Source organism: Rhizobium rosettiformans W3, from assembly GCF_004912135.1.
GTDB classification, from domain to species: domain Bacteria; phylum Pseudomonadota; class Alphaproteobacteria; order Rhizobiales; family Rhizobiaceae; genus Allorhizobium; species Allorhizobium rosettiformans.
In genome coordinates this window covers 372,654-393,948 of the sequence record NZ_STGU01000004.1, presented here as the reverse complement: position 1 = coordinate 393,948, position 21,295 = coordinate 372,654, and the positions used below count along the sequence as shown (strand labels likewise).

23 protein-coding genes are annotated in these 21,295 nt (G+C 63.0%); 11 read left to right on the top strand and 12 right to left on the bottom strand.

Going from position 1 to position 21,295, the window contains the following annotated elements:
- The first annotated feature begins 13 nt into the window (after nucleotides 1–13).
- Both FAA86_RS10350 and yihA read left to right on the top strand, forming a co-directional pair.
- Nucleotides 14–919: a DMT family transporter gene (locus FAA86_RS10350; protein WP_136540317.1), complete on the top strand. Its 906-nt coding sequence runs from the start codon at nucleotides 14–16 to the stop codon at nucleotides 917–919.
- A gap of 49 nt (nucleotides 920–968) precedes the next feature.
- On the top strand, nucleotides 969–1,628 hold the full coding sequence (gene yihA / locus FAA86_RS10345) for a ribosome biogenesis GTP-binding protein YihA/YsxC (protein WP_136540315.1): 660 nt from the start codon (nucleotides 969–971) through the stop codon (nucleotides 1,626–1,628).
- A gap of 58 nt (nucleotides 1,629–1,686) precedes the next feature.
- On the opposite strand, the gene FAA86_RS10340 is transcribed toward yihA, so the two are convergent.
- From FAA86_RS10340 to FAA86_RS10330, 3 genes are all read right to left on the bottom strand, one after another.
- A complete protein-coding gene (locus tag FAA86_RS10340) occupies nucleotides 1,687–2,244 on the bottom strand; it encodes a fasciclin domain-containing protein (protein ID WP_136540313.1) in 558 nt (185 codons plus the stop codon).
- 179 nt (nucleotides 2,245–2,423) lie between these two features.
- Complete coding sequence (locus FAA86_RS10335; RefSeq protein ID WP_136540311.1) at nucleotides 2,424–3,140, bottom strand: anti-sigma factor; 717 nt, start codon at nucleotides 3,138–3,140, stop codon at nucleotides 2,424–2,426.
- Nucleotides 3,127–3,672, bottom strand: a complete 546-nt coding sequence (locus FAA86_RS10330; RefSeq protein ID WP_136540309.1) for a sigma-70 family RNA polymerase sigma factor — start codon at nucleotides 3,670–3,672, stop codon at nucleotides 3,127–3,129. Before FAA86_RS10330 ends, FAA86_RS10335 begins: the two co-directional genes overlap by 14 nt.
- Nucleotides 3,673–3,830: 158 nt before the next feature.
- Between FAA86_RS10330 and argB the strand changes: the two genes are divergently transcribed.
- The gene (gene argB / locus FAA86_RS10325; protein ID WP_113460111.1) at nucleotides 3,831–4,718 is read left to right on the top strand and encodes an acetylglutamate kinase; all 888 of its coding nucleotides are present in this window, start codon (nucleotides 3,831–3,833) and stop codon (nucleotides 4,716–4,718) included.
- A 24-nt stretch (nucleotides 4,719–4,742) separates the two neighbouring features.
- Here the strand turns inward: argB and FAA86_RS10320 are convergent, their stop codons facing one another.
- The 3 genes from FAA86_RS10320 to FAA86_RS10310 all read right to left on the bottom strand — a co-directional run bounded on the left by FAA86_RS10320 (nucleotide 4,743) and on the right by FAA86_RS10310 (nucleotide 7,547).
- Nucleotides 4,743–6,239 (bottom strand): MFS transporter, encoded by a 1,497-nt coding sequence (locus FAA86_RS10320; RefSeq protein ID WP_136540307.1) that lies wholly within the window; start codon nucleotides 6,237–6,239, stop codon nucleotides 4,743–4,745.
- Nucleotides 6,240–6,322: 83 nt separating this feature from the next.
- The gene (locus FAA86_RS10315; RefSeq protein WP_136540305.1) at nucleotides 6,323–7,237 is read right to left on the bottom strand and encodes an EamA family transporter; all 915 of its coding nucleotides are present in this window, start codon (nucleotides 7,235–7,237) and stop codon (nucleotides 6,323–6,325) included.
- Between the two features lie 103 nt (nucleotides 7,238–7,340).
- The gene (locus tag FAA86_RS10310; protein ID WP_136540303.1) at nucleotides 7,341–7,547 is read right to left on the bottom strand and encodes a hypothetical protein; all 207 of its coding nucleotides are present in this window, start codon (nucleotides 7,545–7,547) and stop codon (nucleotides 7,341–7,343) included.
- Nucleotides 7,548–7,556: 9 nt separating this feature from the next.
- Here FAA86_RS10310 and FAA86_RS10305 point away from each other — a divergent pair, with 9 nt between their 5' ends.
- Nucleotides 7,557–8,276, top strand: a complete 720-nt coding sequence (locus FAA86_RS10305; RefSeq protein WP_136540301.1) for a pyrimidine 5'-nucleotidase — start codon at nucleotides 7,557–7,559, stop codon at nucleotides 8,274–8,276.
- Nucleotides 8,277–8,385: 109 nt separating this feature from the next.
- Nucleotides 8,386–9,081, top strand: coding sequence for an EF-hand domain-containing protein (locus FAA86_RS10300; protein ID WP_136540299.1), 696 nt, complete (start codon nucleotides 8,386–8,388; stop codon nucleotides 9,079–9,081).
- Between the two features lie 41 nt (nucleotides 9,082–9,122).
- Here FAA86_RS10300 and FAA86_RS10295 read toward each other — a convergent pair whose 3' ends face one another.
- Nucleotides 9,123–10,001, bottom strand: a complete 879-nt coding sequence (locus FAA86_RS10295) for an LOG family protein (RefSeq protein ID WP_136540297.1) — start codon at nucleotides 9,999–10,001, stop codon at nucleotides 9,123–9,125.
- A 138-nt stretch (nucleotides 10,002–10,139) separates the two neighbouring features.
- On the opposite strand from FAA86_RS10295, the gene dapD reads away from it, so the two are divergent.
- The 4 genes from dapD (at nucleotide 10,140) to FAA86_RS10275 (ending at nucleotide 13,261) form a co-directional block, all read left to right on the top strand.
- Complete coding sequence (dapD, locus tag FAA86_RS10290; protein ID WP_136540295.1) at nucleotides 10,140–11,000, top strand: 2,3,4,5-tetrahydropyridine-2,6-dicarboxylate N-succinyltransferase; 861 nt, start codon at nucleotides 10,140–10,142, stop codon at nucleotides 10,998–11,000.
- A 6-nt stretch (nucleotides 11,001–11,006) separates the two neighbouring features.
- Complete coding sequence (locus FAA86_RS10285) at nucleotides 11,007–11,381, top strand: DUF805 domain-containing protein (RefSeq protein ID WP_113460118.1); 375 nt, start codon at nucleotides 11,007–11,009, stop codon at nucleotides 11,379–11,381.
- Between the two features lie 103 nt (nucleotides 11,382–11,484).
- On the top strand, nucleotides 11,485–12,678 hold the full coding sequence (gene dapE / locus FAA86_RS10280) for a succinyl-diaminopimelate desuccinylase (protein ID WP_136540293.1): 1,194 nt from the start codon (nucleotides 11,485–11,487) through the stop codon (nucleotides 12,676–12,678).
- On the top strand, nucleotides 12,665–13,261 hold the full coding sequence (locus FAA86_RS10275) for a hypothetical protein (RefSeq protein WP_136540291.1): 597 nt from the start codon (nucleotides 12,665–12,667) through the stop codon (nucleotides 13,259–13,261). The genes dapE and FAA86_RS10275 overlap by 14 nt, the downstream gene beginning before the upstream one ends.
- 5 nt (nucleotides 13,262–13,266) lie before the next feature.
- Here FAA86_RS10275 and truA read toward each other — a convergent pair whose 3' ends face one another.
- The 5 genes from truA to FAA86_RS10250 form a co-directional block, all read right to left on the bottom strand.
- On the bottom strand, nucleotides 13,267–14,034 hold the full coding sequence (truA, locus tag FAA86_RS10270; RefSeq protein ID WP_136540289.1) for a tRNA pseudouridine(38-40) synthase TruA: 768 nt from the start codon (nucleotides 14,032–14,034) through the stop codon (nucleotides 13,267–13,269).
- Nucleotides 14,034–14,978 (bottom strand): methionyl-tRNA formyltransferase, encoded by a 945-nt coding sequence (fmt, locus tag FAA86_RS10265; protein ID WP_136540287.1) that lies wholly within the window; start codon nucleotides 14,976–14,978, stop codon nucleotides 14,034–14,036. The genes truA and fmt overlap by 1 nt, the downstream gene beginning before the upstream one ends.
- 38 nt (nucleotides 14,979–15,016) lie before the next feature.
- A complete protein-coding gene (def, locus tag FAA86_RS10260) occupies nucleotides 15,017–15,529 on the bottom strand; it encodes a peptide deformylase (RefSeq protein ID WP_113460123.1) in 513 nt (170 codons plus the stop codon).
- A 70-nt stretch (nucleotides 15,530–15,599) separates the two neighbouring features.
- Nucleotides 15,600–17,108 (bottom strand): globin-coupled sensor protein, encoded by a 1,509-nt coding sequence (locus FAA86_RS10255; RefSeq protein WP_136540430.1) that lies wholly within the window; start codon nucleotides 17,106–17,108, stop codon nucleotides 15,600–15,602.
- Between the two features lie 113 nt (nucleotides 17,109–17,221).
- Entirely contained in the window at nucleotides 17,222–18,724 is a 1,503-nt protein-coding gene (locus FAA86_RS10250) for a globin-coupled sensor protein (protein WP_136540285.1), read from the bottom strand.
- A gap of 269 nt (nucleotides 18,725–18,993) precedes the next feature.
- Between FAA86_RS10250 and FAA86_RS10245 the strand changes: the two genes are divergently transcribed.
- Nucleotides 18,994–20,214 (top strand): DNA recombination protein RmuC, encoded by a 1,221-nt coding sequence (locus FAA86_RS10245; protein ID WP_136540283.1) that lies wholly within the window; start codon nucleotides 18,994–18,996, stop codon nucleotides 20,212–20,214.
- A 54-nt stretch (nucleotides 20,215–20,268) separates the two neighbouring features.
- A complete protein-coding gene (locus FAA86_RS10240) occupies nucleotides 20,269–21,168 on the top strand; it encodes a ribokinase (protein ID WP_136540281.1) in 900 nt (299 codons plus the stop codon).
- Nucleotides 21,169–21,295 lie beyond the last annotated feature (127 nt).

Here is a 21,295-nt window from a genome sequence, read left to right as displayed (position 1 = left end):
GAGACCTAATCCCATGTCAGACTCCTCCTCCACACAACGTTCCTGGCTCGGCATCGCGCTTGTCGCCGGCTCCGCCGTGGCCTGGAGCTATGGAGGCGCGATTCAGCGCTTCATCGGCGTGGAGGATGGCTGGACGATCGTGTTCTGGCGCTGCCTGTTCGCGGGCCTCTTTCTGCTCGCTTTCATGCTGATCCGGGACGGCCTCGCCGGCACGATCCGCCTCTTCCGGGCGCTAGGCTGGCCAGGGGCATTCATTGCCGCAGGTTTCGCATCGGTCTCCACGCTGTTCGTGCTGGCCGTCACCATGACCCCTGTCGCCAATGTCGTGCTCTTCATGGCCTCCATTCCGCTGTTTGCGGCTCTGCTGGCGCGCATCGTGCTCGGCGAGCCGATCACACCGGTCACCTGGGGGGCGATCGGTGCCGTCATCCTTGGGGTCGGCATCATGGTGTCCTCCTCTATCGGCGAAGGCGGCTCGCCGCTTGGACTGGCGCTCGCCGCCGCGATCCCCGCGATCTTCGCCTGCATGACCGTCGTTACCCGCCGCTATCCCGGCATTCGCATGACACCAGCTGCCTGTGGCGGGTCCTTCATTGCCTGCCTGATTGCCGCGACCCAGGCGGGTGCCTTCGCTGTCGGGCTGCAGGACCTGGCGCTGCTCTTCTGCTTCGGTGCGCTCAATCTCGGCCTCGGCATGGCGCTCTATGTCACGGGAGCCCGGATGATCCCCTCGGCGCTCGCAGCCCTTCTCGGCACCGGCGAAATGATCCTTGCTCCGATCTGGATGGTGCTGCTGCACAACGAGATCCCGTCGGCCCGCACCATCATCGGCGGTGCGCTCGTCATGGCTGCCCTCTTCACCTATCTGATCAGCCACGCGCGGCAGTCTCGGCGGCCCTTGCCGACCGCGGCTGCTTGACTTTCCCGGTCAAAACCCGGATCTGTCCGGCTTACGAAAGGCCAGACCCATGACCGATGCACTCGACAAGAACGACCTGCCGCTTTTCGGCCGGCCCTGGATCTTCATCCGCGGCGTGCCGTCGATGAAATTCCTGCCGCCGGAAGGACCGCTCGAAGTGGCATTTGCCGGTCGCTCGAATGTGGGCAAGTCGTCGCTGATCAATGCGCTGGTCGGCCAGAAGGGATTGGCGCGGACCTCCAATACGCCCGGCCGCACCCAGGAACTGAACTACTTCGTGCCGGACGGCTATTCGGGCCAGGGCGACGACCTGCCGCCGATGGCACTGGTCGACATGCCGGGATACGGCTATGCGCAGGCACCGAAGGAGCATGTCGATGCCTGGACGAAACTCGTCTTCGATTATCTGCGGGGTCGTGCGACGCTGAAGCGCGTCTATGTGCTGATCGACAGCCGTCACGGTCTGAAGAAGAACGACGATGAAGTCCTGTCGCTGCTCGACAAGGCGGCCGTCTCCTATCAGATCGTTTTGACCAAGACCGACAAGATCAAGGCGCCGGCCGTGCCGAAGCTGATTGCAGAGACACAGGAAAAGATCCGGAAGCGGCCTGCCGCCTTCCCGGTCGTCCTGTCCACCTCGTCCGAAAAAGGTGACGGCCTCGACCAATTGCGCGGGGCAATCAGCGAGGCCGTCGGTCGGGGCCTTTGACGCTCAGGCTCCGATCAGGTCGGCCCTGTCAGGCGGAGACCGGGCCGAACCGCATGTCTTACATCTTCGGCAGGATCACCGCGTCGACGACGTGAATGACACCGTTCGACTGCTTGACGTCGGCGATGGTGACGGTAGAGACGCCGCCGTTCTCGTCGGTCAGCGTCACCTTGCCGTCCATGGCCTTGGCCTTCAGCACGCAACCGCCCACGGTGGTGACGTCGTGTTCGCCGCCATCATCTGCGATCATCTTGACGAGGGCTTCCGACATGACATCGGCTGCCACCACATGGCAGGTCAGCACCTTCGTCAGCTGTTCCTTGTTTTCCGGCTTCAGAAGCGTATCGACCGTGCCGGCCGGCAGCTTGGCGAAGGCATCGTTGGTCGGCGCGAAGACGGTGAAGGGGCCGGCACCCGAGAGGGTTTCGACGAGACCTGCGGCCTGAACGGCAGCAACCAGCGTCGTGTGATCCTTCGAGTTGACGGCGTTTTCGACGATGTTCTTGGTTTCGAGCATTTCACCACCGCCGACCATCGGATTGGCGGCATAGGCTGCGGCAGCGCCGGCCAGGATGGCAGCAGAGAATGCGAGCGGGCGAAGAGCGGTCTTGAACATTTTAGGTTTCCTCTGTCCTTTGTGTTCGCGATCCGTGTCCCTCGGTTTCGGGCGGGACATCGGTGGTTCCTCAGCGGAACGCCTTCAAGGACGGAGCGTCTTCGAAACAAGTTTCAGGCGGCGCGAAAAATTCGGCCGCCTGATCATCAATCGACTGATATTAAAACGTAATTTCTTCGTCAGGGACGCACTTCACCGAGTGCGATCACGGGCCCGGTGGCTTGCCCGGTCGGCGAACCTCCGAAGGGTTCGAGGCTGACGGCCAGCACCACGCCGCTCGCCAGGCGATCCCTCAGATCCTGTGGCACGTCCAGTTCGCCCTGCCCTGTCTGCGGCAGCACGCCGAGCGAGATCGGCGCCTGGTCGCCCTCCACCAGCCAGAGTTCGAGCGATTTCTGATCGGCTCCGCCACTCGCCACCGGCGTGACGGAAAGGCGGCCCGAAGTCCCGTCGTAACGGGCATGCAAGGCGATCGCCTGGTTCTCACCGGCAAGTTCGGCCGTCAGCGCTGCCTGCGGTTTCGGACGAATGCGTTCGGCATAATCGAACCCGACGACAAGTCCGAGTGCCGCAATCGACGCGAAGCTCAAGCCGCGCCAGAGCACCAGCGAGTTCCACAGGCTTCCCTTGGCTGCTGCCACGGCAGCCGGCGAGATGAAGAGACGATCCTCGATCTTGGAGAACAAATGATCCGGCGGCGGCGCCTCGGCGTAATCGTCGTTGAACTGGGTGAGGTTTTCTTCCCAGCGCTTGACCATGGCGGCAAATTGCCGGTCGTGGCGCAGGCGTGCGTCGACCTTCTGCCGATCGGCTCCGCTCAGGACACCGAGGACATATTCTCCCGCGAGGACTTCGTCCCGCGACCGGTCTCCCTTGCTCTGGTCAGGCGTGCTCATCCATGCACTCTCTCAGTTTCAGCAGGCTGCGTCGCAGCCATGTGCGCATCGTATTCAGCGGAACCGCGAAATGATCCGCCAGTTCCTGATAGGACAGTCCTTCCACATAGGCCTGGCGAACCGCGAGCGCCCTGTCAGGATCCAATGCCTCCAGGCAAGTGTCAATGCGGCCGCCTTCCGATCTGAGCACCGCATGCTCTTCCGGGTCCGGCGCGAGATCGGCGATGTCGACCGCGGCCTCGATATCCTCCCCCTGCGGTCGGCGGGCTCTCAGCCTGTCGATACAGTGGTAGCGCACAATCGCGCAAAGCCACGGATAGGCGTTGTCGCCCTCGCCCGTGTAGCTGCCGGCCTTGTGCCAGATCTTGACGAACACATCCTGGAGCGCCTCTTCGGCCTCGCCCCTGTCTTTCAGCATACGCAGGCAGATGGCGAAAAGTTTCGCCGAAATGCGACTGTAGAGCAAGGAAAAGGCGGCACGGTCCTTCAGCGCTACCCGCGCCAGCAGATTGCCGATGTGGTCGCGTTCCATGGAGCCCCCTCACGCAGTGGCCAGGATATAGCGCGGCATCTTCGGTGGACAATGCGACGAGAAGAAGAAGCATGTCACGTGACGCTTATATTGTCGCGCAATTATTCCCTCCTTCGCGGCGATGCGCTAAAAGGCCGCGATCCAATGTGAGGTTTCCCATGTCAGCTTCCGAAAGCGAAACGCAGGCTCGGCTTCTCGCCCAGGCCCTGCCCTTCATGCAACGCTATGAAAACAAGACCATCGTGGTCAAATACGGCGGGCATGCCATGGGCAATCCCGAGCTGGGCAAGGCGTTTGCCGCCGATATCGCGCTTCTGAAGCAGTCCGGCGTCAACCCGATCGTCGTCCATGGCGGCGGCCCGCAGATCGGCGCCATGCTCGCCAAGATGGGCATCGAATCGCGCTTCGAAAACGGCCTTCGCGTCACCGACCAGAAGACGGTCGAGATCGTCGAGATGGTTCTCGCTGGCTCGATCAACAAGGAAATCGTCGCGCTGATCAACCAGACCGGCGAATGGGCGATCGGGCTCTGCGGCAAGGACGGCAACATGGTATTTGCCGAAAAGGCGCAGAAGAAGGTCCGCGATCCCGACAGCAATATCGAACGCGTGCTCGATCTCGGTTTCGTCGGCGAAGTGGTCGAGGTCGACCGCACGCTGCTCGACTTGCTCGCCCGCTCGGAAATGATCCCGGTCATCGCACCGGTCGCACCGGGCCGTGACGGCCATACCTACAACATCAATGCCGACACCTTTGCCGGCGCGATCGCCGGCGCGCTCAATGCCTCGCGCCTGCTCTTCCTCACCGATGTGCCCGGCGTTCTCGACAAGAACGGCCAGCTGATCAAGGAGCTCTCGGTTGCCGAAGCGCATGCTCTGATCAAGGACGGCACAATCTCCGGCGGGATGATCCCCAAGGTCGAGACCTGCATCGAGGCGATCCGTGCCGGCGTTCAGGGCGTCGTCATCCTCAATGGCAAGACGGCCCATTCCGTGCTGCTCGAGCTCTTCACCGAGACCGGCGCCGGTACGCTCCTCGTCCCCTGATATGACGACCAGGCCTGCTGCCGGTCACTCGATCGGCAGCGGACGCTCCAGTTTCTCGCTTCCCGGGGTCACGGTGCGCATCGACAGGACAGCGATCAGCACGACGGCATAGGCGACGAAGTTGTAGATGAGGCCGAGGCTCAGGCCTTCGGCATAGACCTGTTTCCCTGTCATGCCTGCTGCCGCATTGCGTGCGAGATCGGAGAAGAAGATCTCACTGACAATGGCAATTCCTAGTGCACTTCCCACCTGCTGGATCGCCTGAAGCGCACCAGATCCACCGCCCGCATCCTGCGGCGGCACGCCCGCCAGCACCAGCTGGAACATCGGGGCGATCGCGATGCCCATGCCAAGGCCGCTCAGCAGGAACCACGGCAGGAGCGCCATGCGGTCGATGTTTTCACCGACCGTCTGGATTTCCATCCGCAACAGGCCCATGCCGATGACCACCATCACCACGCCGACGATCACGCGGACACGTGGAGCAATGCTGCCGAGACGGCCGGAGATGAGCGAGGCGACGAAGATGCCTACCGAAAAGGGCACCGTCGTCAAACCCGATTGCAGCGGCGTCAGGCCGTAACCCTGCTGCAGAAACATCGCGAAGATCAGGAAGAAGCCCGGCAGCGTCGAGAAGAAGGTCGCGGTCATCAGCGAGCCGATGACATAGTTGCGGTTCTTCATCAGCGCCACGGGCAGAAGTTCGGGTGCCTTCCGGTCATGCTGTCGACGCTCCCAGAAGCCGAAGGCGATGCCGAGGGGCAAGGCCATGGCGAGCATGACGAAACACCAGAGAGGCCAGCCGAAGCCTCGGCCCTCGATCAGCGGAAAGATGACGCAGAAGATCGTCAACGCGGCGAGTGCTATGCCGCCAAAGTCGTTCTTCAGGCCGGGCTTGGGCGCGAGCGCGGGGATCAACCGCCATCCGAGTAGAATGGTGATGATGCCGACGGGGATGTTGATCAGGAAGATCGGTCGCCAGCCGAGATCGAAGAGGTTGAGCGCGATCAGCCAGCCGCCGAGGATGGGGCCTGAAACCGAGGCGAGGCCGGCGCTCAAGCCGAAGAGCGAGAATGCCGCCGCCCGCTCCTTCGGCGGAAACATCATCTGGGCAATCGCCAGCACCTGCGGTGTCATCACCGCCGCGCCCATACCCTGCAGGAGCCGCGCGACCACAAGCCAGCCGATATCGGGCGCCAGACCACACAGCAGGGAGGCAAGGCTGAAGGCCGCAACGCCCGCGATGAAGACCTGCTTCTTGCCGCGCACATCGCCCAGGCGGCCGAAGGGCAAGAGGCCGAGCGCAAAAACCAGCACGTAGCCCGCCACCACCCATTCGATCTGGCTCGAGGTCGCACCCAGTTCGGACTGCAGGCTCGGCAGCGCGACATTGACGATGGTGACGTCGAGCAGGTTCATGAAGTTGGCGAGCATCATCACCATCAGCGCCGTCCAGCGCTTCGGGTAAGGGTGCGTGGCGTCGACGCTGGTCGGTGGTATCGCGGGTGTCTTGGCGTCCATCATGTCTCTCCCGCCCTCGGCGCGCTGCTCCGTCCGGTGTATCGCGCAGCCGGATGGCTCGCAACGGGGGGGTATCGCCACCCTCACACGAGAACCAGCAGCAGCACGCCCAAGACGATCAACACACATCCGGCGATCTCCAGCCGGTTGATCTTCTCCTTGAAGATGAGCACCGCGGAGGCGAAGGTGAAGAGCATCTCGACCTGGGCCAGTGCCTTGACGACGGCTGCCTGCTGCAGGGTCATCGCCGTGAACCAGCCGAAGGAGGCGGTGGCGCCGACGAAGCCGACAAGAGCGCTGACCTTCCAGGCGGCGCGCACGCGGGTCAGTTCGGCACGATCGCGCCAGATCATCCAGAGCAGCATTGAGACGGTCTGGACCGTGATGACCACGCAGAGCGTGTAGCCGGCCTGCACCACGGCATCGGGTGCGGGAAGGCTCGGGGCGAGCGACAGCGACGCGGTGCGATAGGCAATCGCGGATATGCCGAAGAAGAAGCCCGAGGTCAGGCCGATCAACGCCGTCCGGCTGGCGACCGACGTCACGAGGCTCAAAGGCGTAAATGCCGTGCGTGCGACCGAGATCAGCATCACACCAAGGATCGACACCAGGATGGCAGCGACCGTCCCGAGCCCGATCGTTTCGCCGAAGAGAACCAGCGCCAGCAGTGCTGCCTGGGCTGGCTCGGTGCGCGAATAGGCGGTGCCGACGGCGAAGTTGCGGAAGGAGAAAAGGTGCACGAGCAGAAAGGTCGCGGCGATCTGGGCAAAGGCGCCGATCAGCGCCCAGATCGCGAAGGTCAGACCCGGGACGGGCAGCGACCGGTTCAGGCCGAGATGCAGAATGGCGAGGTACAGAAAGGCGAAAGGCAGGCCGAAGCCGAAGCGCACGAAGGTCGCCCCTGTCGTGCCCATGCGGCCTTTGAGGTGTTTCTGCAGCGCTGAGCGCAGGTTCTGCAGGAAGGCGCTGCCAATGGTGATGATGGCCCAGAGTTCCATGGGATGATGTCCAGAAGAGCCGCAGCGCGTCTCGGCAGCTTGCGGCGAAGATGGGAAGGCAGGGCGGATAGGCCTCAGACGCTTGACACGCGGGCCGGGTGGCTCAGACCTGACGGTGACGAATGGTGCCCGAACTCACCGGATGGAATCGCGACGGCAGGCGCTTGCGATCCTGCAGGACCACCAGCCGTTTCATCGCCGAAATCGCCATCTTCTTTCCCATCTTTTCCAGATAGCACTTCCCGAAGCGGCGACCAATGCTAATTAGAGGCAACGCGCCCGGCGTCGCCAGGCAGTCTGCAATGCCCAAGAGGACCTGATGAACAGCCCAGCCAAGATCCCCTCGCCCGCCGATTTCGCTCATGTGCGCGACTGGGTCTTCGACCTCGACAACACGCTCTACCCGCATCACATCAACCTCTTCGCACAGATCGACACGAACATGACCGGTTTTGTCGCCGAGCTGCTGCAGATGGAGCCGGCAGAAGCGAAGCTCTTGCAGAAGCGCTACTATCACGAACACGGAACCACCCTGGCCGGGCTGATGCTGCATCACAAGGTCGATCCGAACGCCTTTCTCGAACGTGCCCATGCCATCGACTATTCGGCCCTGATCCCGGACGAGGCCCTGGGCTCGGCAATCAAGCGGCTGCCGGGGCGCAAGTTCATCTTCACCAACGGCACGGTGGCGCATGCGGAAGCGGCCGCGCGGGCACTCGGCATCCTCGATCATTTCGACGACATCTTCGACATCGTCGCTGCCGACTACGTGCCGAAGCCGGCCGGCGCAACCTATGACAAGTTCGCGAGCCTCAACCGCATCGACACCAAGAACGCCGCGATGTTCGAGGATCTGCCGCGCAATCTGATGGTGCCGAAGTCTTTGGGCATGAAGACCGTGCTGCTCGTACCCCGCAATCTCGACACGGCGATCCTCGAAACCTGGGAGCGGGTGGAGCATCTCGATGCCGATGTCGTCGATTATCTCACCGACGATCTCACGACCTTCCTGCAAAGGCTGCTCGCCGACGAGGCGTGAGCGGAAGCTTACGAAAGTTTCATGCAGCTTACAGAGAGTTAAGTAGGTTCAGGGTCTTCCCGCCGCTACGGTCATCCCATCGAAACGAAGCACTCGAAAGGATACCCGAATGAACGGCAAGACCCTGACGCTGGCCGCCGTGGCAGCCTCCCTCCTCGTCGGTACCACCGCCGGTGGCGCGTTCGCGCAGGACCGCGGCGAGCGCCGTGGCCCCGGCCGTGGTGGTCCGGAAGTGATGTTCGTCCAGATGCTGCAGCAGCATGACACGAACAAGGACGGCAAGATCAGCAAGGAAGAAGCGACAGCCGCAAGCACGGCCATGTTCGCGGCCGTCGACGCCGACAAGGATGGTGTCCTGACACCTGGCGAGATGCGCCAGCATCGCGAGGCGATGCGTGAAGAGCGGAAGGCTCAGCGCGAAGCCATGCGCGCCGAACGTCAGGCCGCCCGCGACACCGCCGAGGCCGATGCTCCCACGCCGCCGCCCGGCGAAGGTCCTCAGGAGCAGGCAATGAACGATGACGGCCAGCGCGGCGAAGGCATGCATGGCAAGCGTCACGAAGGCAAGCGCCATGAAGGCAAGCGACACGGCTGGCACAACGAACGTGCCGAAAACCGTGGTGGGCCTGATGGCATGCGCGGCCCCGGTCGCATGATGCGAGTGGCCGATACTGACGAAAACGGTCAGATCAGCCAGGCAGAAGCAACAGCCATGGCCGACAAGATCTTCACCCGTATGGACCGCAACAAGGACGGCTTCATCACCGCCGACGACATGCCGAAGCGGCCGGTGATGTTCCGCTAACCAGCGGATCAGCGCCCAAAATCGAAAATGCGAGCGGCCCCTCACGGGGCCGTTTCGTCGTCCAGGTCATAGAAGTCTTCAATGATCTTCCAGGCTTCGTCGGCCGTCTCGGCGAATTGGAAGAGATCGAGATCCTCGGGCGCGATCGTGCCGAAGGCGGCAAGCGCCTCGAAATTGATGATGTCCTCCCAGAAAGCCCGGGAGAAGAGGATCAGCGGGATCGGCGCCATGCGCTTGGTCTGAATGAGCGTGATCGTCTCGAAGAACTCGTCGAGCGTCCCGAAGCCACCCGGGAAGATGGTAATCGCCTTGGCGCGCATCAGGAAATGCATCTTGCGAATGGCGAAATAGTGGAAGTTGAAGCTGAGGTCCGGCGTCACATAGGGGTTCGGCGCCTGTTCATGCGGAAGCACGATATTGAGCCCGATTGAGGGGGCACCGACCTCTTCCGCCCCGCGGTTGCCCGCTTCCATCACGCCCGGACCGCCGCCGGTGACCACGACATATTCGTGGTAGTCCATCTTCTTCGCCTGGGCCGAGCAGAGCTGGGCGAATTTGCGCGCTTCCTCGTAATAGACCGAGGCATTCTCCAGGTTCTTCTTCTGAATATCGTTCTTCGCGGCCCAGGCGGCCTGACCGGGAGCGGGAATGCGGGCGCCGCCGAACATGACGACCGTCGATTTGATGTTCCGCTCGGAGAGGATCATCTCCGTCTTGAGCAATTCAAGCTGCAGGCGGACCGGCCGCAGCTCCTCGCGGCAGAGAAATTCCTCATCGACATAGGCAAGCGTATAAGAGGAAGATGCCGATTGCGGGGTGCGCGGAATGACTTGTGCCGTCTGCTTGTCGGTGGAGCTATCCTTCAGCGGATCCCAGGATCCATCCTTGCGCCTGTGCTTGCCGTTTTTCCACCGTGCCATGCCTTTTCCTTTCACAAACGCAGTGCTGCTGCGCCTGTTTTCATCCCGTCCTGAATGCGCTAGAGCTTTGCGCGACTTTTCGATCAGATCCTGATCGTTTCCAATCCCACGGTAGACAACGAAGTTTAAGGAATTCAGATGAGCGCCACCGATCTCGCCCAGCTCGAACACGTCATCGAAGCGGCATTCGAAAACCGCGATACCGTTACGACGGCGACCAAGGGCGAGATCCGTGATGCGGTCGAAACGGCACTCAACCTGCTCGACAGCGGCAAAGCCCGTGTCGCCGCCCGTGGCGAAGACGGTACCTGGGTCGTGCATCAGTGGCTGAAGAAGGCCGTGCTCTTGTCCTTCCGTCTGAACGACATGGAAGTCGTCAAGGGCGGCCCGGGTGCTTCCACCTGGTGGGACAAGGTGCCGTCGAAGTTCGAAGGCTGGGGCGAGAGCGAATTTCGCTCAGCCGGCTTCCGCGCCGTTCCCAATGCCGTCGTCCGCCGCTCGGCTTACGTTTCCAAGGGCGTGGTCCTGATGCCGTCCTTCGTCAATCTCGGCGCCTATGTCGGTGAAAACACCATGGTCGACACCTGGGCCACCGTCGGCTCCTGCGCCCAGATCGGTGCCAATGTCCACCTCTCCGGCGGTGTGGGCATCGGCGGCGTTCTGGAGCCGCTGCAGGCCGGCCCGACCATCATCGAAGACAACTGCTTCATCGGCGCCCGTTCGGAAGTCGTCGAAGGCTGCATCATCCGCGAAGGCTCCGTGCTCGGCATGGGCGTCTATATCGGCAAGTCGACCAAGATCGTCGACCGCGCCACCGGCGAAGTCATGTATGGCGAAGTCCCGCCCTACTCCGTCGTCGTTGCCGGCTCGATGCCGTCGGGCAATGCCGTCATGGCGAACGGCCTGGCTGCACCGCATCTCTACTGCGCCGTCATCGTGAAGCGCGTCGATGAGAAGACCCGCTCGAAGACCGGCATCAACGAACTTCTGCGCGACTAAAACCAGATGTCCGGGCCGGGGCGCGAGACGACGGTCGGCTGGGCGCTCTTCCTCTGGGACGGGCGCATTGGCCGCCGCATCTTCATCCTCGGCACCCTGTTCTGGATGATGACGAACGCGGCGGTGATCGCGTTCGTTACAGGGTCGGACGAGGTCTCGCCCGGCGGCTTTTCACTCTTCCTCACCTCGGCCAGCCTTTCGCTGCTTTCCCTGCTGATGCTGGGCACCAAGCGGCTGCACGACATCGGCATGCCGGGAATGGTCTCCATCCTGCTTTTGATGCCGGCCTTCTCGCTGATCCTTTTCTTCGTGCTGTGCGTATGGCCACCGGCTGAGGACGACAACCGTTACGGGCCGGGAACCGACATGCGTTCGTCGTGAGCGGTGGGTGACAGGTCATGGCGGATCAGCTAAGTCTTCCAAATCCTCCCAGAGACCGATTGCCGGCCTGAACCGGCGCGCGGTCAATCCCGTAAAAGTGTCCATGACCGTTACAAATCCCGTCGACGTCCTCCAGGCCCTCATCCGCTGCCCTTCCGTCACGCCTGCCGAAGGCGGGGCGCTCGACGTTCTGGAGGGCTTTCTCTCGCCGCTCGGCTTCAAGGTGGACCGGATGGTGGCGACAGACGAGGGTACGCCCGACATCGAAAACCTCTATGCCCGGGCCGGCTCTGACGGTCCGCATCTGATGTTTGCCGGGCATAGCGACGTGGTGCCCGTCGGCGCGGAAAGCGATTGGAGTGCAGGCCCGTTCTCCGGTGATATCCGCGACGGCATGCTCTATGGCCGGGGCGCGGTCGACATGAAGGGCGGGATCGCCTGCTTCATTGCGGCCTATGCGCGACTGGTCGAAGCCGGCAAGGCGCCGAAAGGCTCCGTCTCGCTTCTCATCACCGGCGACGAGGAAGGCCCCGCCGTCAATGGCACGATCAAGCTGCTCGAATGGGCAGCCGCGCGCGGCGAAAAGTGGGATGCCTGCGTGGTGGGCGAACCGACCAATCCCGATACGCTCGGCGACATGATCAAGATCGGCCGGCGCGGCTCGGTTTCAGGCACCGTCACGGTCAAGGGCGTGCAGGGCCATGCCGCCTATCCGCATCTGGCCGACAATCCGGTGCGCGGCGCGCTGTCGCTTGCCAAGAGCCTGATGTTCCCGGTGTTCGACGAGGGTACGGAAAGCTTCCAGCCGTCGAACCTCGAGGTGACCACGATCGATGTCGGCAATGCCGCGACGAATGTCATTCCGGCTTCTGCGCGCTTCAAGTTCAACATCCGCTTCAACGACCTCTGGACCGCAGACAGCGTGAAGGCGGAAATCGTGCGCCGACTTGATGCAGCTGCCGTCGATCCCGAACTTCGGCCGGATCGTGCAGCGATCGGTTACGACATCACCTGGTCGGAGCGGCCGAGCCATGTGTTCCTGACGCGCAACAACGCACTGATCGCTTCGCTCTCCGGCGCAATCGAGACCGTCACCGGCAAGGTGCCGAAGCTCTCGACCACCGGCGGCACGTCCGATGCGCGCTTCATCAAGGATTATTGCCCGGTCGTAGAATTCGGCCTGGTTGGCCAGACCATGCACATGGTCGACGAACGGGTTGCGGTCTCGGATCTCGAAACGCTCACCGTGATCTACCAGACCTTCATCGAACAGTGGTTCGCCCATGCCGACGCTTAAGGAGGTCGAGTTCTATCTCCGGGGCCTGTGGCTGCTGTTCAAGCAGGATCCGGCAGGCTTTTCCTATCTCGATCTGACCGACCGCGGGGCTTTGCGCTCCTTCTGGTCGATCCTCTGGGCGCTGCCGGCGATCCTCGTCTCGTTTGCCTGGTGGAGGCTCCTCTATCTCCAGGGCCTGCCTGACGGCACGGCGACGGGTGCCCTCTTCTTCTTCCGCCTTGCGCTTGTCGAGGCGTCGAACTGGGTGTTTCCGCTCGTGCTGCTCGGCATTCTCTGCTGGCTGATCGGGGTAGGGGAGAAATTTGCAGCCATGGTGGTCGTCACCAATTGGCTCGCCCTGCCCGTCTCCTATTCCTATGGCCTGCTCGTGCTGCTCATGATGTTCGTGCCCGCACTGGCCGGTATCGTGGCCTTCCTCTGGCTGCTGCTGATGATCACCCTGATTGCCGCGCTCTTTCGCATCGTTCGGATGATAGTCGGCGACCAGTTGCTGATGGTCTCGACCATCGTGATGGTGCTGCTTGTGCCGTCGATGATCATTGCCGAGGTTCTGGAGCAATACCTCGGCGTCTACCCGGGCTGAGGCTCTCAGCCGCTGAACGGCTCGTCACCGGGATAATCCACGGCCATGAAATAGAGGCCTTCCGGCGGTGCCACGGGACCGCAGGCGGCACGGTCGCGGGCTTCGAGTGCAGCGCGCACATCCGACGGCGTCATCTTGCCCTCGCCTGCGAGCTTCAGCGTACCGGCGAATGAGCGGATCTGGTTGTGCAGGAAGCTCTGCGCCGTTGCGCGAATTTCGATGAGCCCATCGCGGCGGGTCACATCCAACCGATCGAGCGTGCGCACCGGGCTTGCCGCCTGGCAATGGGCGGAGCGAAAGGTGGTGAAGTCGTGATGGCCGACCAGCTGCTGAGCGGCCGCGTGCATCGCCTCATGGTCCAGCGGCTTCGGCACCCACCAGGCGCGCTTGTCCTCCAGCGCCAGACGGGCCGGGCGGGTGATGATGCGGTAGAGATAGTGGCGGCGAAGCGCCGAGAAGCGGGCGTCGAACTCATCCGACACGGCGCGCACGTCAAGCACGGCGACCTGTTCGGACGCCATGGCCAGATGCGCGTTCAGCGCGTTGCGCAGCTTGTGCGGCTCCCAGGCACGGGAGAGATCGGCATGGATGACCTGGCCCATGGCGTGCACGCCGGAATCGGTGCGACCGGCGCCCCGGATGACGACGGTCTCGCTGGTGAGCGACAGGATCGCCTGTTCGAGGGCAGCCTGAATGGAGTGGCCGTTTTCCTGGCGCTGCCAGCCGACATAGGCCGAGCCATCATATTCGACGGTCATCCGGAAGCGCGGCATCAGGCGATCACCGTGCCCTTGGGAAGCGGCGTACCACGAAGGAAATCTTCGGCGTTCATGGCCTTGCCGCCGGCCTTCTGGAGACGGACCAGGCTGACGGCGCCTGTGCCACAGGCAATCGTCAGGCGATCGTCGAGAGCCGTGCCGGGAGCGGCCAGCGCTCCCTCCGCTTCAGCCAAGTGTGAGGCGAGGAGTTTCACCCGCTCCGGCTTGCCGTTGACCTCGATCTCCGTCCAGGCACCGGGGAAGGGCGAGAGGCCGCGGATGTGATTGTGGACCTCGGTGGCCGGGCACGAGAAATCGACCCGGGTCTCCGCCTTGTCGATTTTCGCGGCGTAGAGCACGCCCTCTTCAGGCTGTACGACGGTCTGCAGCGTGCCGGCTTCGAGCTTCGCCATCGCTTCCACCATGGCTTCGGCGCCGACGATGCTCAGAGCATCGTGTAGTTCGCCGGCGGTCATGTCGGGGCTGATCGTGACCTTGCGGGTGAGCGCGACGGGGCCGGTGTCGAGGCCCTTGTCCATCTTCATCACCATCATGCCGGTTTCGGCATCGCCGGCCATGATGGCGCGCTGAATCGGGGCTGCACCACGCCAGCGCGGCAGGAGCGAGGCATGGCCGTTATAGGCGCCCAGTCGCGTGCCGTTCAGGATCGCCTCGGGCAGCAGCAGGCCATAGGCAACGACGACGGCAACGTCGGCGTTCAGCGCGCCGAAGGCATCTCGATCGGCCTGATCGCGGAAATTCAGAGGGTGGCGAACCTCGATCCCGAGTTCTTCGGCCGTCTGGTGAACGGGCGACTTCTGCAGGTCGAGGCCACGACGGCCGCCGGGGCGCGGCGGCTGCGAATAGGCGGCGACGATTTCGTGGCCCGCCGCATGCAGCGCTTTCAGGGTGGCGACGGAAAAGTCCGGCGTGCCCATGAAGATGATGCGAAGTGCCATCTAATCTGCCTCAACGCGCGAATGGATAGACGCCGGGATCAGATCTTCTGACGGGCGGCCTTGGTAAACCTCTTGATCACCATCTCGCGCTTCAGGCGAGAAATGTGGTCGATGAAGAGCACACCGTTCAAATGGTCGATCTCGTGCTGAAGGCAAGTGGCGAGCAGGCCGTCGGCCTCCGTCAGCTGCTCCTTGCCGTCGCGGCCGAGCGACTTCACCGTGATCGCCGCCGGGCGTTCCACCTCGGCGTAGTAGTCCGGGATCGAGAGGCAACCTTCCTCATAAACCGAGCGCTCGTCGGAGGATTTGAGGATCTCCGGATTGATGAAGACCAGCGGTGCCGGCTCTTCGCCTTCCTTGGCGAGGTCGATGACGAGAAGGCGGCGCGGCACGCCCACCTGGATCGCGGCAAGCCCGATGCCGGGCGCCTCGTACATGGTCTCGAGCATGTCGTCGATGAACTGCTCGAGTTCGGCATCGACGCGCTCGACAGGCGCGGATACCTGACGCAGCAGGGGATCGGGCAGGATGATGAGAGGCTTGATGGTCATGGCCTCCCTTAGCGCAAGTTCCCTTGGGAGGAAACGGAAAAAGTGCGTGGCTTCTCACCTGCGCCGCCGGTCAGGCGACGCGGCGCTCCATGGCTCTGCCGGGCACATAGTCCTGCCGATCGCTGCGCGTGCGGATCTGCGAGAGCTGTTCGACAAGGGCCGCGACTTCGCTGCGCAGGCGGTGTGTCTCGTCCGAGGTCCGCTCGACCATATCGCTGTTTTCGTGGGTCAGGACATCCATGTTGCGGGTCGCCTGGTTGACCTCGTTGAGGCCGATCGCCTGATCCTTGGCGGCGGCGGCGATATCGGAGACGAAGGTGTCGATCGCATCGATGCGGGTGATGATGTCGTTCAGCGCCTCGCCGGTGCTGGTGACGAGGCCGACGCCTTCCTTCACCTGATCGGAGCTCTGAGAGATGAGCTGCTTGATCTCCTTGGCGGCATCGGCTGAGCGCTGGGCGAGCTGGCGAACTTCCTGAGCGACCACCGCGAAGCCCTTGCCTGCATCGCCGGCGCGGGCGGCCTCGACACCGGCATTGAGGGCCAGAAGGTTGGTCTGGAAGGCGATCTCATCGATGACGCCGATGATCTTGGAGATCTCGGTCGAGGACTTCTCGATCGCATCCATGGCGGAAACGGCCTTGGAGACGACCGTGCCGGAGGTCTTGGCCTGGCACTGCGTGTCGCGCACTTCCTGAGAGGCACGCTCCGCATTGGCCGCCGTCTGGCTGACGCTGACGGAGAGCTGCTGCAGGGCCGTCGAGCTTTCCTGCACACCGCTTGCCTGGCGGGTGGTGCGGCTCGCGAGTTCGCCGGAGGCGTGGGCAATTGCATCGGTGCCGGTCAGGATGCCTTCCGAGGCGCGGCGAATGGCGGCGAAGGAGACATTCAGGCGATCGACGGTCTCATTGTAGTGGCCGGCCATTTCCTTGAAATTGTCAGGCAGGTCCGTCGTCATGCGGGCTTCGAAATCGCCCTGGGCGAGCGCCTCCAGACCCCGGCGCAGATGCTCCATAGCAATCGCCTGATCGGCAGCGAAGCGGGCGCGCTCATCTTCCAGCGCCTGCCGCTTGCTTTCCAGTTCGTCGAGGTAGACCGAGATCGAATAGTCCATGTCGAGCATGGCAGCTTTCACCACGGCACGAAGCTTCTCGCCGAGCGAGACCGCATGCTGCTTGCCGAAGGGGAAAGGCCAATGCTTGACGAGCACGCCGGCCAGGAGTTCGCCGACCAGCATCGAATAGCCGCCGATATACCAGCGCGGCTCAAGCCCGATGCGGGCATGGGCCTTGCCGACGGCCGTCACCCCGCGAACGTAGGTCTCGTCGAAATTGCCGCTCGCGACCTTATCCCAATGACCGATCTGCGCGTTCTTCGCCCCGTTCATATGCGCGCCGTCGCGGAAGTGCGAGGCGATCCTCCCGGTCTTGGAAACCTTGCCGTAGAACTTGTCGAGCGCACCGCCCAGGACGTCCTTGATCGACGGTCGCAGCTCGGCAAGCGTCGTGCGGGTTTTCTGATCGATTTCGAGAAACTCGAGGCGTTCGGAAAGGTCGTTCTGGGCTTTGTTGGTCATGATGCGATGCGCACTCTCAGGATGACGATTGTCATTCAGAACTGTCACGGTTTGCTGAACAGTTTCTAAACGCACGGCGACAAATCAGGCCGCCGTGCAGGGTCGTGGTTGGTGGATCAGCTTGCCATCCGATAGCCGGCGCGTGCTGCGTGATGCGTCGCCGACCCGGTGGTCTTGAAGCCCTGGAGAGCCTGGACGAGGCGACCTGCCTCCTCCCGCAGCGTTGCCGTCTGGGCCGAGCTTTCCTCGACCATGGCGGCATTGCGCTGGGTGATCTGATCCATCGAGGCGACAGAGGTGTTTACCTCGCGAAGCCCGCCGGACTGGTCGGCGGCAGCGAGGGCGATCTTGCCGACGATCTCGTTGATCTCGCCGATGCGCACGATGATCTTGCCGAGCGCGTCGCCGGCGTTGTTGACGAGGCCGACGCCCGCTTCGACCTGGCTGGAGCTTTGGGAAATCAGGTTCTTGATCTCGCGGGCGGCATTGGCGCAGCGCTGGGCCAGTTCGCGCACTTCCTGCGCCACAACCGCAAACCCGCGTCCGGCCTCGCCTGCACGGGCCGCCTCGACGCCGGCATTCAGGGCCAGAAGATTGGTCTGGAAGGCGATCTCGTCGATCACGCCGATGATCTTGGAGATCTCGTCAGAGGATTTCTCGATCGCGCCCATGGCATCTACGGCACGGGAGACGACCTCTTCCGAGACGCGTGCTTCGGTGAGCGCCACGCCCACGACATCGGAGGCCTCCTTGGCACCGTCGGCGGTCAGGGTGACGTTTTGCGTGAGTTCATGCAGGGCGGCCGTGCTTTCCTCCAGCCCGGCGGCCTGCTGCTCGGTGCGCTGGGCGAGATCGTCGGTGGCATCCGAGATGGCGGCTGTGGACTTGAAGATTTCATCGGCGGACTGGCGCACGGTCACGATGGTCGAGCGCAGGGCTTCGACCGAGGCGTTATAGTCGTTGGCCATCTGGACGAAGTTGGCCGGCAGATCGTTCGGCAGCCGGGCATCCAGGTCGCCTGCGGAGAGCTTGGCAAGCACGCCGCGCAGGGCGGCCAGCGCGGTTGCCTGCTCGGCCTCGGCCTTCAGCCGCGCATCCTCCGCCGCCTGTCGCTGTTCGGCGAGGATCGCGAGATAGACCGAGATCGAATAATCCATGTCGAGAAGGGCTGCCTTGACGATTACCGAGATCTCTTCGGCGAGGGCCTCCGACTTCTGCCGACCGAAGCGGCTTGGCCAGCGCTCGCGGGCGACGGCATGGACGAGTTGCTCGAGCACGAGCGCGTAGCCACCGATATACCAGCGCGGCTCGAGCCCGATGCGGGCATGGGCCTTGCCGACCTTGGTGACGCCTTCGACGTAGCTATGCGTGTATTCCGCCGTGCCGACGATGCCCCAATGTTCCTCCTGACGCTTCTTGGCGCCCTTCATGTGGTCGTCATTGCGGAAGAAAGCAGCAGTTTCCGGGACCTTGCGGACCTTGTCGTAGAAGATGTCGAGCGCGCCGCCGATATTCTTGCGGATCAGCGGTCCGAGCCGCTTCAGCGTTTCGCGTCCCTTGTCGTCGAGCCCCAGAAAGCGAAGGCGATTGTTCAGGTCGGAATTGTCGAGGTGGGACATGGGTAACGCGTCTTTCTACAACCACAGGAAATATCAGCAGGTGCTGATTTACATATCCAAGGGAGCGCTAAAATGGTAAATCTTTGGTTGCTCGCCAAAGGCAGCTTTTCGCCTCACCTTGGGGATTTCCGGCCACCCGGCTCGGCCACTTGCGTTTCGTCAAATCTGGCCTCAAAATTTTTTCACAATTGGCAAAGCGCAAACAACGGTCGAGCTCCTTGTTCACTCTTTGATCTGCATGGCATCGGCGAATCAGCTATGGTCGCCGCATGAACATTCAGGACATTCCGGCGGTGACCATCGGCTCAGTCACCCTTTCACCCCTCTTCCTCGTGGCGATTGCCGCGGTGATCCTGCTTCTCCCTGTCGTGGCGCTAATCGTCGTGTCACTGCGTGGGGCCGCAGCCAGGGCCAGGCTGATGGAGGAGACGGCGCGGCGCGACGAGGCGGCGGAGGCGCGGCTTGCGGAACTGCTGAAGGCGCAAGCCGAGATGCAGGGGCGGCTTGCCACCATGGCAGAGGTGTTCGGCAGCCGGCAGGCGGAACTCAATCAGTCGATCAGCCAGAGGCTCGACGGGATGACGCACCGACTGGGCACCACGATTACGGAACAGACGAAGTCGACGCATGACAACCTGCGAACCTTGCAGGAGCGGCTTGCGGTCATCGATGCCGCGCAGAACAACATCCAGTCGCTGGCCAAGGATGTGGTGGGCTTGCAGGCCATCCTGTCCAACAAGCAGACCCGCGGCGCCTTCGGGCAATCACGCATGGAGACCATCGTCGCCGATGGCCTGCCGATGGGCGCCTATGCGTTTCAAACGACACTCTCCAACGGCTCGCGGCCCGACTGCACCATCCGCATGCCGAACAATTCACCGCCGCTGGTGGTCGATGCCAAGTTCCCGCTCGAGGCCTGGAACAGCATTCGCGACACCGAAAACCCGGAACAGAAGAAGGCAGCCTCACAGCAGTTCCGGCGGGACATGGAGGTGCATATCCGAGATATCTCGGAGAAGTACCTGATCCCGGGCGAGACACAGGACATGGCGTTCCTCTTCGTGCCTTCGGAATCGATCTTCGCAGAAATTCACGAGAATTTCGAAGGCATCGTCCAGAAGGCGCATCGGCAGAAGGTGGTGATCGTCTCGCCTTCGCTGCTGATGCTGTCGATCCAGGTGATCCAGGCCGTGCTGAAGGATCAGCGCATGCGCGAACAGGCGCATCTCATCCAGGGCGAGGTCATTCGCCTGATGGAAGACCTCGGCCGCCTGGACGACCGGACCCGGAAGCTGCAGAGCCACTTCCTCGCCGCCCAGAAGGACGTGGAGATGATCATCACCTCCTCGGACAAGCTGGCGAAACGGGGTGCCAAGATCGAGGCGATGGAATTCGAGGCTCCGGGCGGTGGTGATGCCGACGATGTGCAGCCCCGCAGCGTCGAGAGCCGCACGGGCCTGCTCAAGCTGAGGGTTGTTGACGAGGACTGAGACCCGGTCCAAAAGAGCGCGACAGCCTAGAGCATTCAGGGAGGCACCGCGCTCATGATCACCGTCTTCGGCTCCATCAACATGGACCTCGTCGCGACCACGCCACGTCTGCCGAAGCCGGGCGAGACGGTCCCCGGCACCGGATTTGCGACGGCCGCGGGCGGCAAGGGTGCCAATCAGGCGCTCGCGGCTCGGCGTGCAGGGGCTGATGTGCGCATGGTGGGTGCGGTTGGCCAAGACGAGTTTGCAGGCCCGGCACTGGATCTTCTCGACAAAGCGGGCACGGATCTCGCCGCGGTCGCACGCGTCGATGGCCCCACGGGCACGGCCCTCATTCTGGTGGGTGGCGACGGCGAGAACATGATCGCCGTGGTGCCTGCCGCCAATGGCACGGTCAGCGCGGAGCAGGCCGAAAAGGCTGTCGGAGACATGAAGAGTGGCGACATCCTGATGCTGCAGCACGAAGTGCCGGCAACCTCCGTCAAGGCAGCGCTCAACGCCGCCAAGGCCAAGGGCGTTCGCACCGTGCTCAACATCGCACCTCTCATTGCAGAGACGACGGAGCTCGCAGCCTTGGCCGACATCGTGATCGCCAATGAGACGGAATTCGAGCGGCTTGTCGGTCGCGACAATCTGACGGCCAGCGAACGGGAGCAGATCCTGATCGAGATGCACGGAAAGACCGGGCAGATCTTGATCGTTACGCTCGGCGGCGACGGCGTGATCGCAGCCGAAGGCGGTGCGCTGCATCGGACCAAGGGGCTGAAGATTGAGCCCGTCGATACCGTGGGTGCCGGCGACACTTTCTGCGGCTATCTCGCCGCCAGCCTCGATGCCGGCCTCGGCTTCGATGAGGCGCTTCGTCGGGCGGCGGTTGCCGGTTCGCTCGCCTGCCTCAAGGCCGGCGCACAGCCATCGATCCCGGTGGCATCAGAGGTCGCCGCAGCCCTCTAAGACGCTATCAGAAGCCACAAGTCTGATTTATTCAACTTTAAACAATGGAACATAGCATCGGCAGCGATCGGGGTGCGTGGAAGCGCGCCCGGCCGCGCCATGAGGGTGTGGAACGAATGTCCCTGCG

Excerpts from the sequence above, each read along its gene's own strand:
- FAA86_RS10350 (WP_136540317.1), top strand. The coding sequence starts at position 14 with ATGTCAGACTCCTCCTCCACACAACGTTCCTGGCTCGGCATCGCGCTT.
- yihA (WP_136540315.1), top strand. The coding sequence starts at position 969 with ATGACCGATGCACTCGACAAGAACGACCTGCCGCTTTTCGGCCGGCCC.
- FAA86_RS10340 (WP_136540313.1), bottom strand. The coding sequence starts at position 2,244 with ATGTTCAAGACCGCTCTTCGCCCGCTCGCATTCTCTGCTGCCATCCTG.
- FAA86_RS10335 (WP_136540311.1), bottom strand. The coding sequence starts at position 3,140 with ATGAGCACGCCTGACCAGAGCAAGGGAGACCGGTCGCGGGACGAAGTC.
- FAA86_RS10330 (WP_136540309.1), bottom strand. The coding sequence starts at position 3,672 with ATGGAACGCGACCACATCGGCAATCTGCTGGCGCGGGTAGCGCTGAAG.
- argB (WP_113460111.1), top strand. The coding sequence starts at position 3,831 with ATGTCAGCTTCCGAAAGCGAAACGCAGGCTCGGCTTCTCGCCCAGGCC.
- FAA86_RS10320 (WP_136540307.1), bottom strand. The coding sequence starts at position 6,239 with ATGGACGCCAAGACACCCGCGATACCACCGACCAGCGTCGACGCCACG.
- FAA86_RS10315 (WP_136540305.1), bottom strand. The coding sequence starts at position 7,237 with ATGGAACTCTGGGCCATCATCACCATTGGCAGCGCCTTCCTGCAGAAC.
- FAA86_RS10305 (WP_136540301.1), top strand. The coding sequence starts at position 7,557 with ATGAACAGCCCAGCCAAGATCCCCTCGCCCGCCGATTTCGCTCATGTG.
- FAA86_RS10300 (WP_136540299.1), top strand. The coding sequence starts at position 8,386 with ATGAACGGCAAGACCCTGACGCTGGCCGCCGTGGCAGCCTCCCTCCTC.
- FAA86_RS10295 (WP_136540297.1), bottom strand. The coding sequence starts at position 10,001 with ATGGCACGGTGGAAAAACGGCAAGCACAGGCGCAAGGATGGATCCTGG.
- dapD (WP_136540295.1), top strand. The coding sequence starts at position 10,140 with ATGAGCGCCACCGATCTCGCCCAGCTCGAACACGTCATCGAAGCGGCA.
- FAA86_RS10285 (WP_113460118.1), top strand. The coding sequence starts at position 11,007 with ATGTCCGGGCCGGGGCGCGAGACGACGGTCGGCTGGGCGCTCTTCCTC.
- dapE (WP_136540293.1), top strand. The coding sequence starts at position 11,485 with ATGACCGTTACAAATCCCGTCGACGTCCTCCAGGCCCTCATCCGCTGC.
- FAA86_RS10275 (WP_136540291.1), top strand. The coding sequence starts at position 12,665 with ATGCCGACGCTTAAGGAGGTCGAGTTCTATCTCCGGGGCCTGTGGCTG.
- truA (WP_136540289.1), bottom strand. The coding sequence starts at position 14,034 with ATGCCGCGCTTCCGGATGACCGTCGAATATGATGGCTCGGCCTATGTC.
- fmt (WP_136540287.1), bottom strand. The coding sequence starts at position 14,978 with ATGGCACTTCGCATCATCTTCATGGGCACGCCGGACTTTTCCGTCGCC.
- def (WP_113460123.1), bottom strand. The coding sequence starts at position 15,529 with ATGACCATCAAGCCTCTCATCATCCTGCCCGATCCCCTGCTGCGTCAG.
- FAA86_RS10250 (WP_136540285.1), bottom strand. The coding sequence starts at position 18,724 with ATGTCCCACCTCGACAATTCCGACCTGAACAATCGCCTTCGCTTTCTG.
- FAA86_RS10245 (WP_136540283.1), top strand. The coding sequence starts at position 18,994 with ATGAACATTCAGGACATTCCGGCGGTGACCATCGGCTCAGTCACCCTT.
- FAA86_RS10240 (WP_136540281.1), top strand. The coding sequence starts at position 20,269 with ATGATCACCGTCTTCGGCTCCATCAACATGGACCTCGTCGCGACCACG.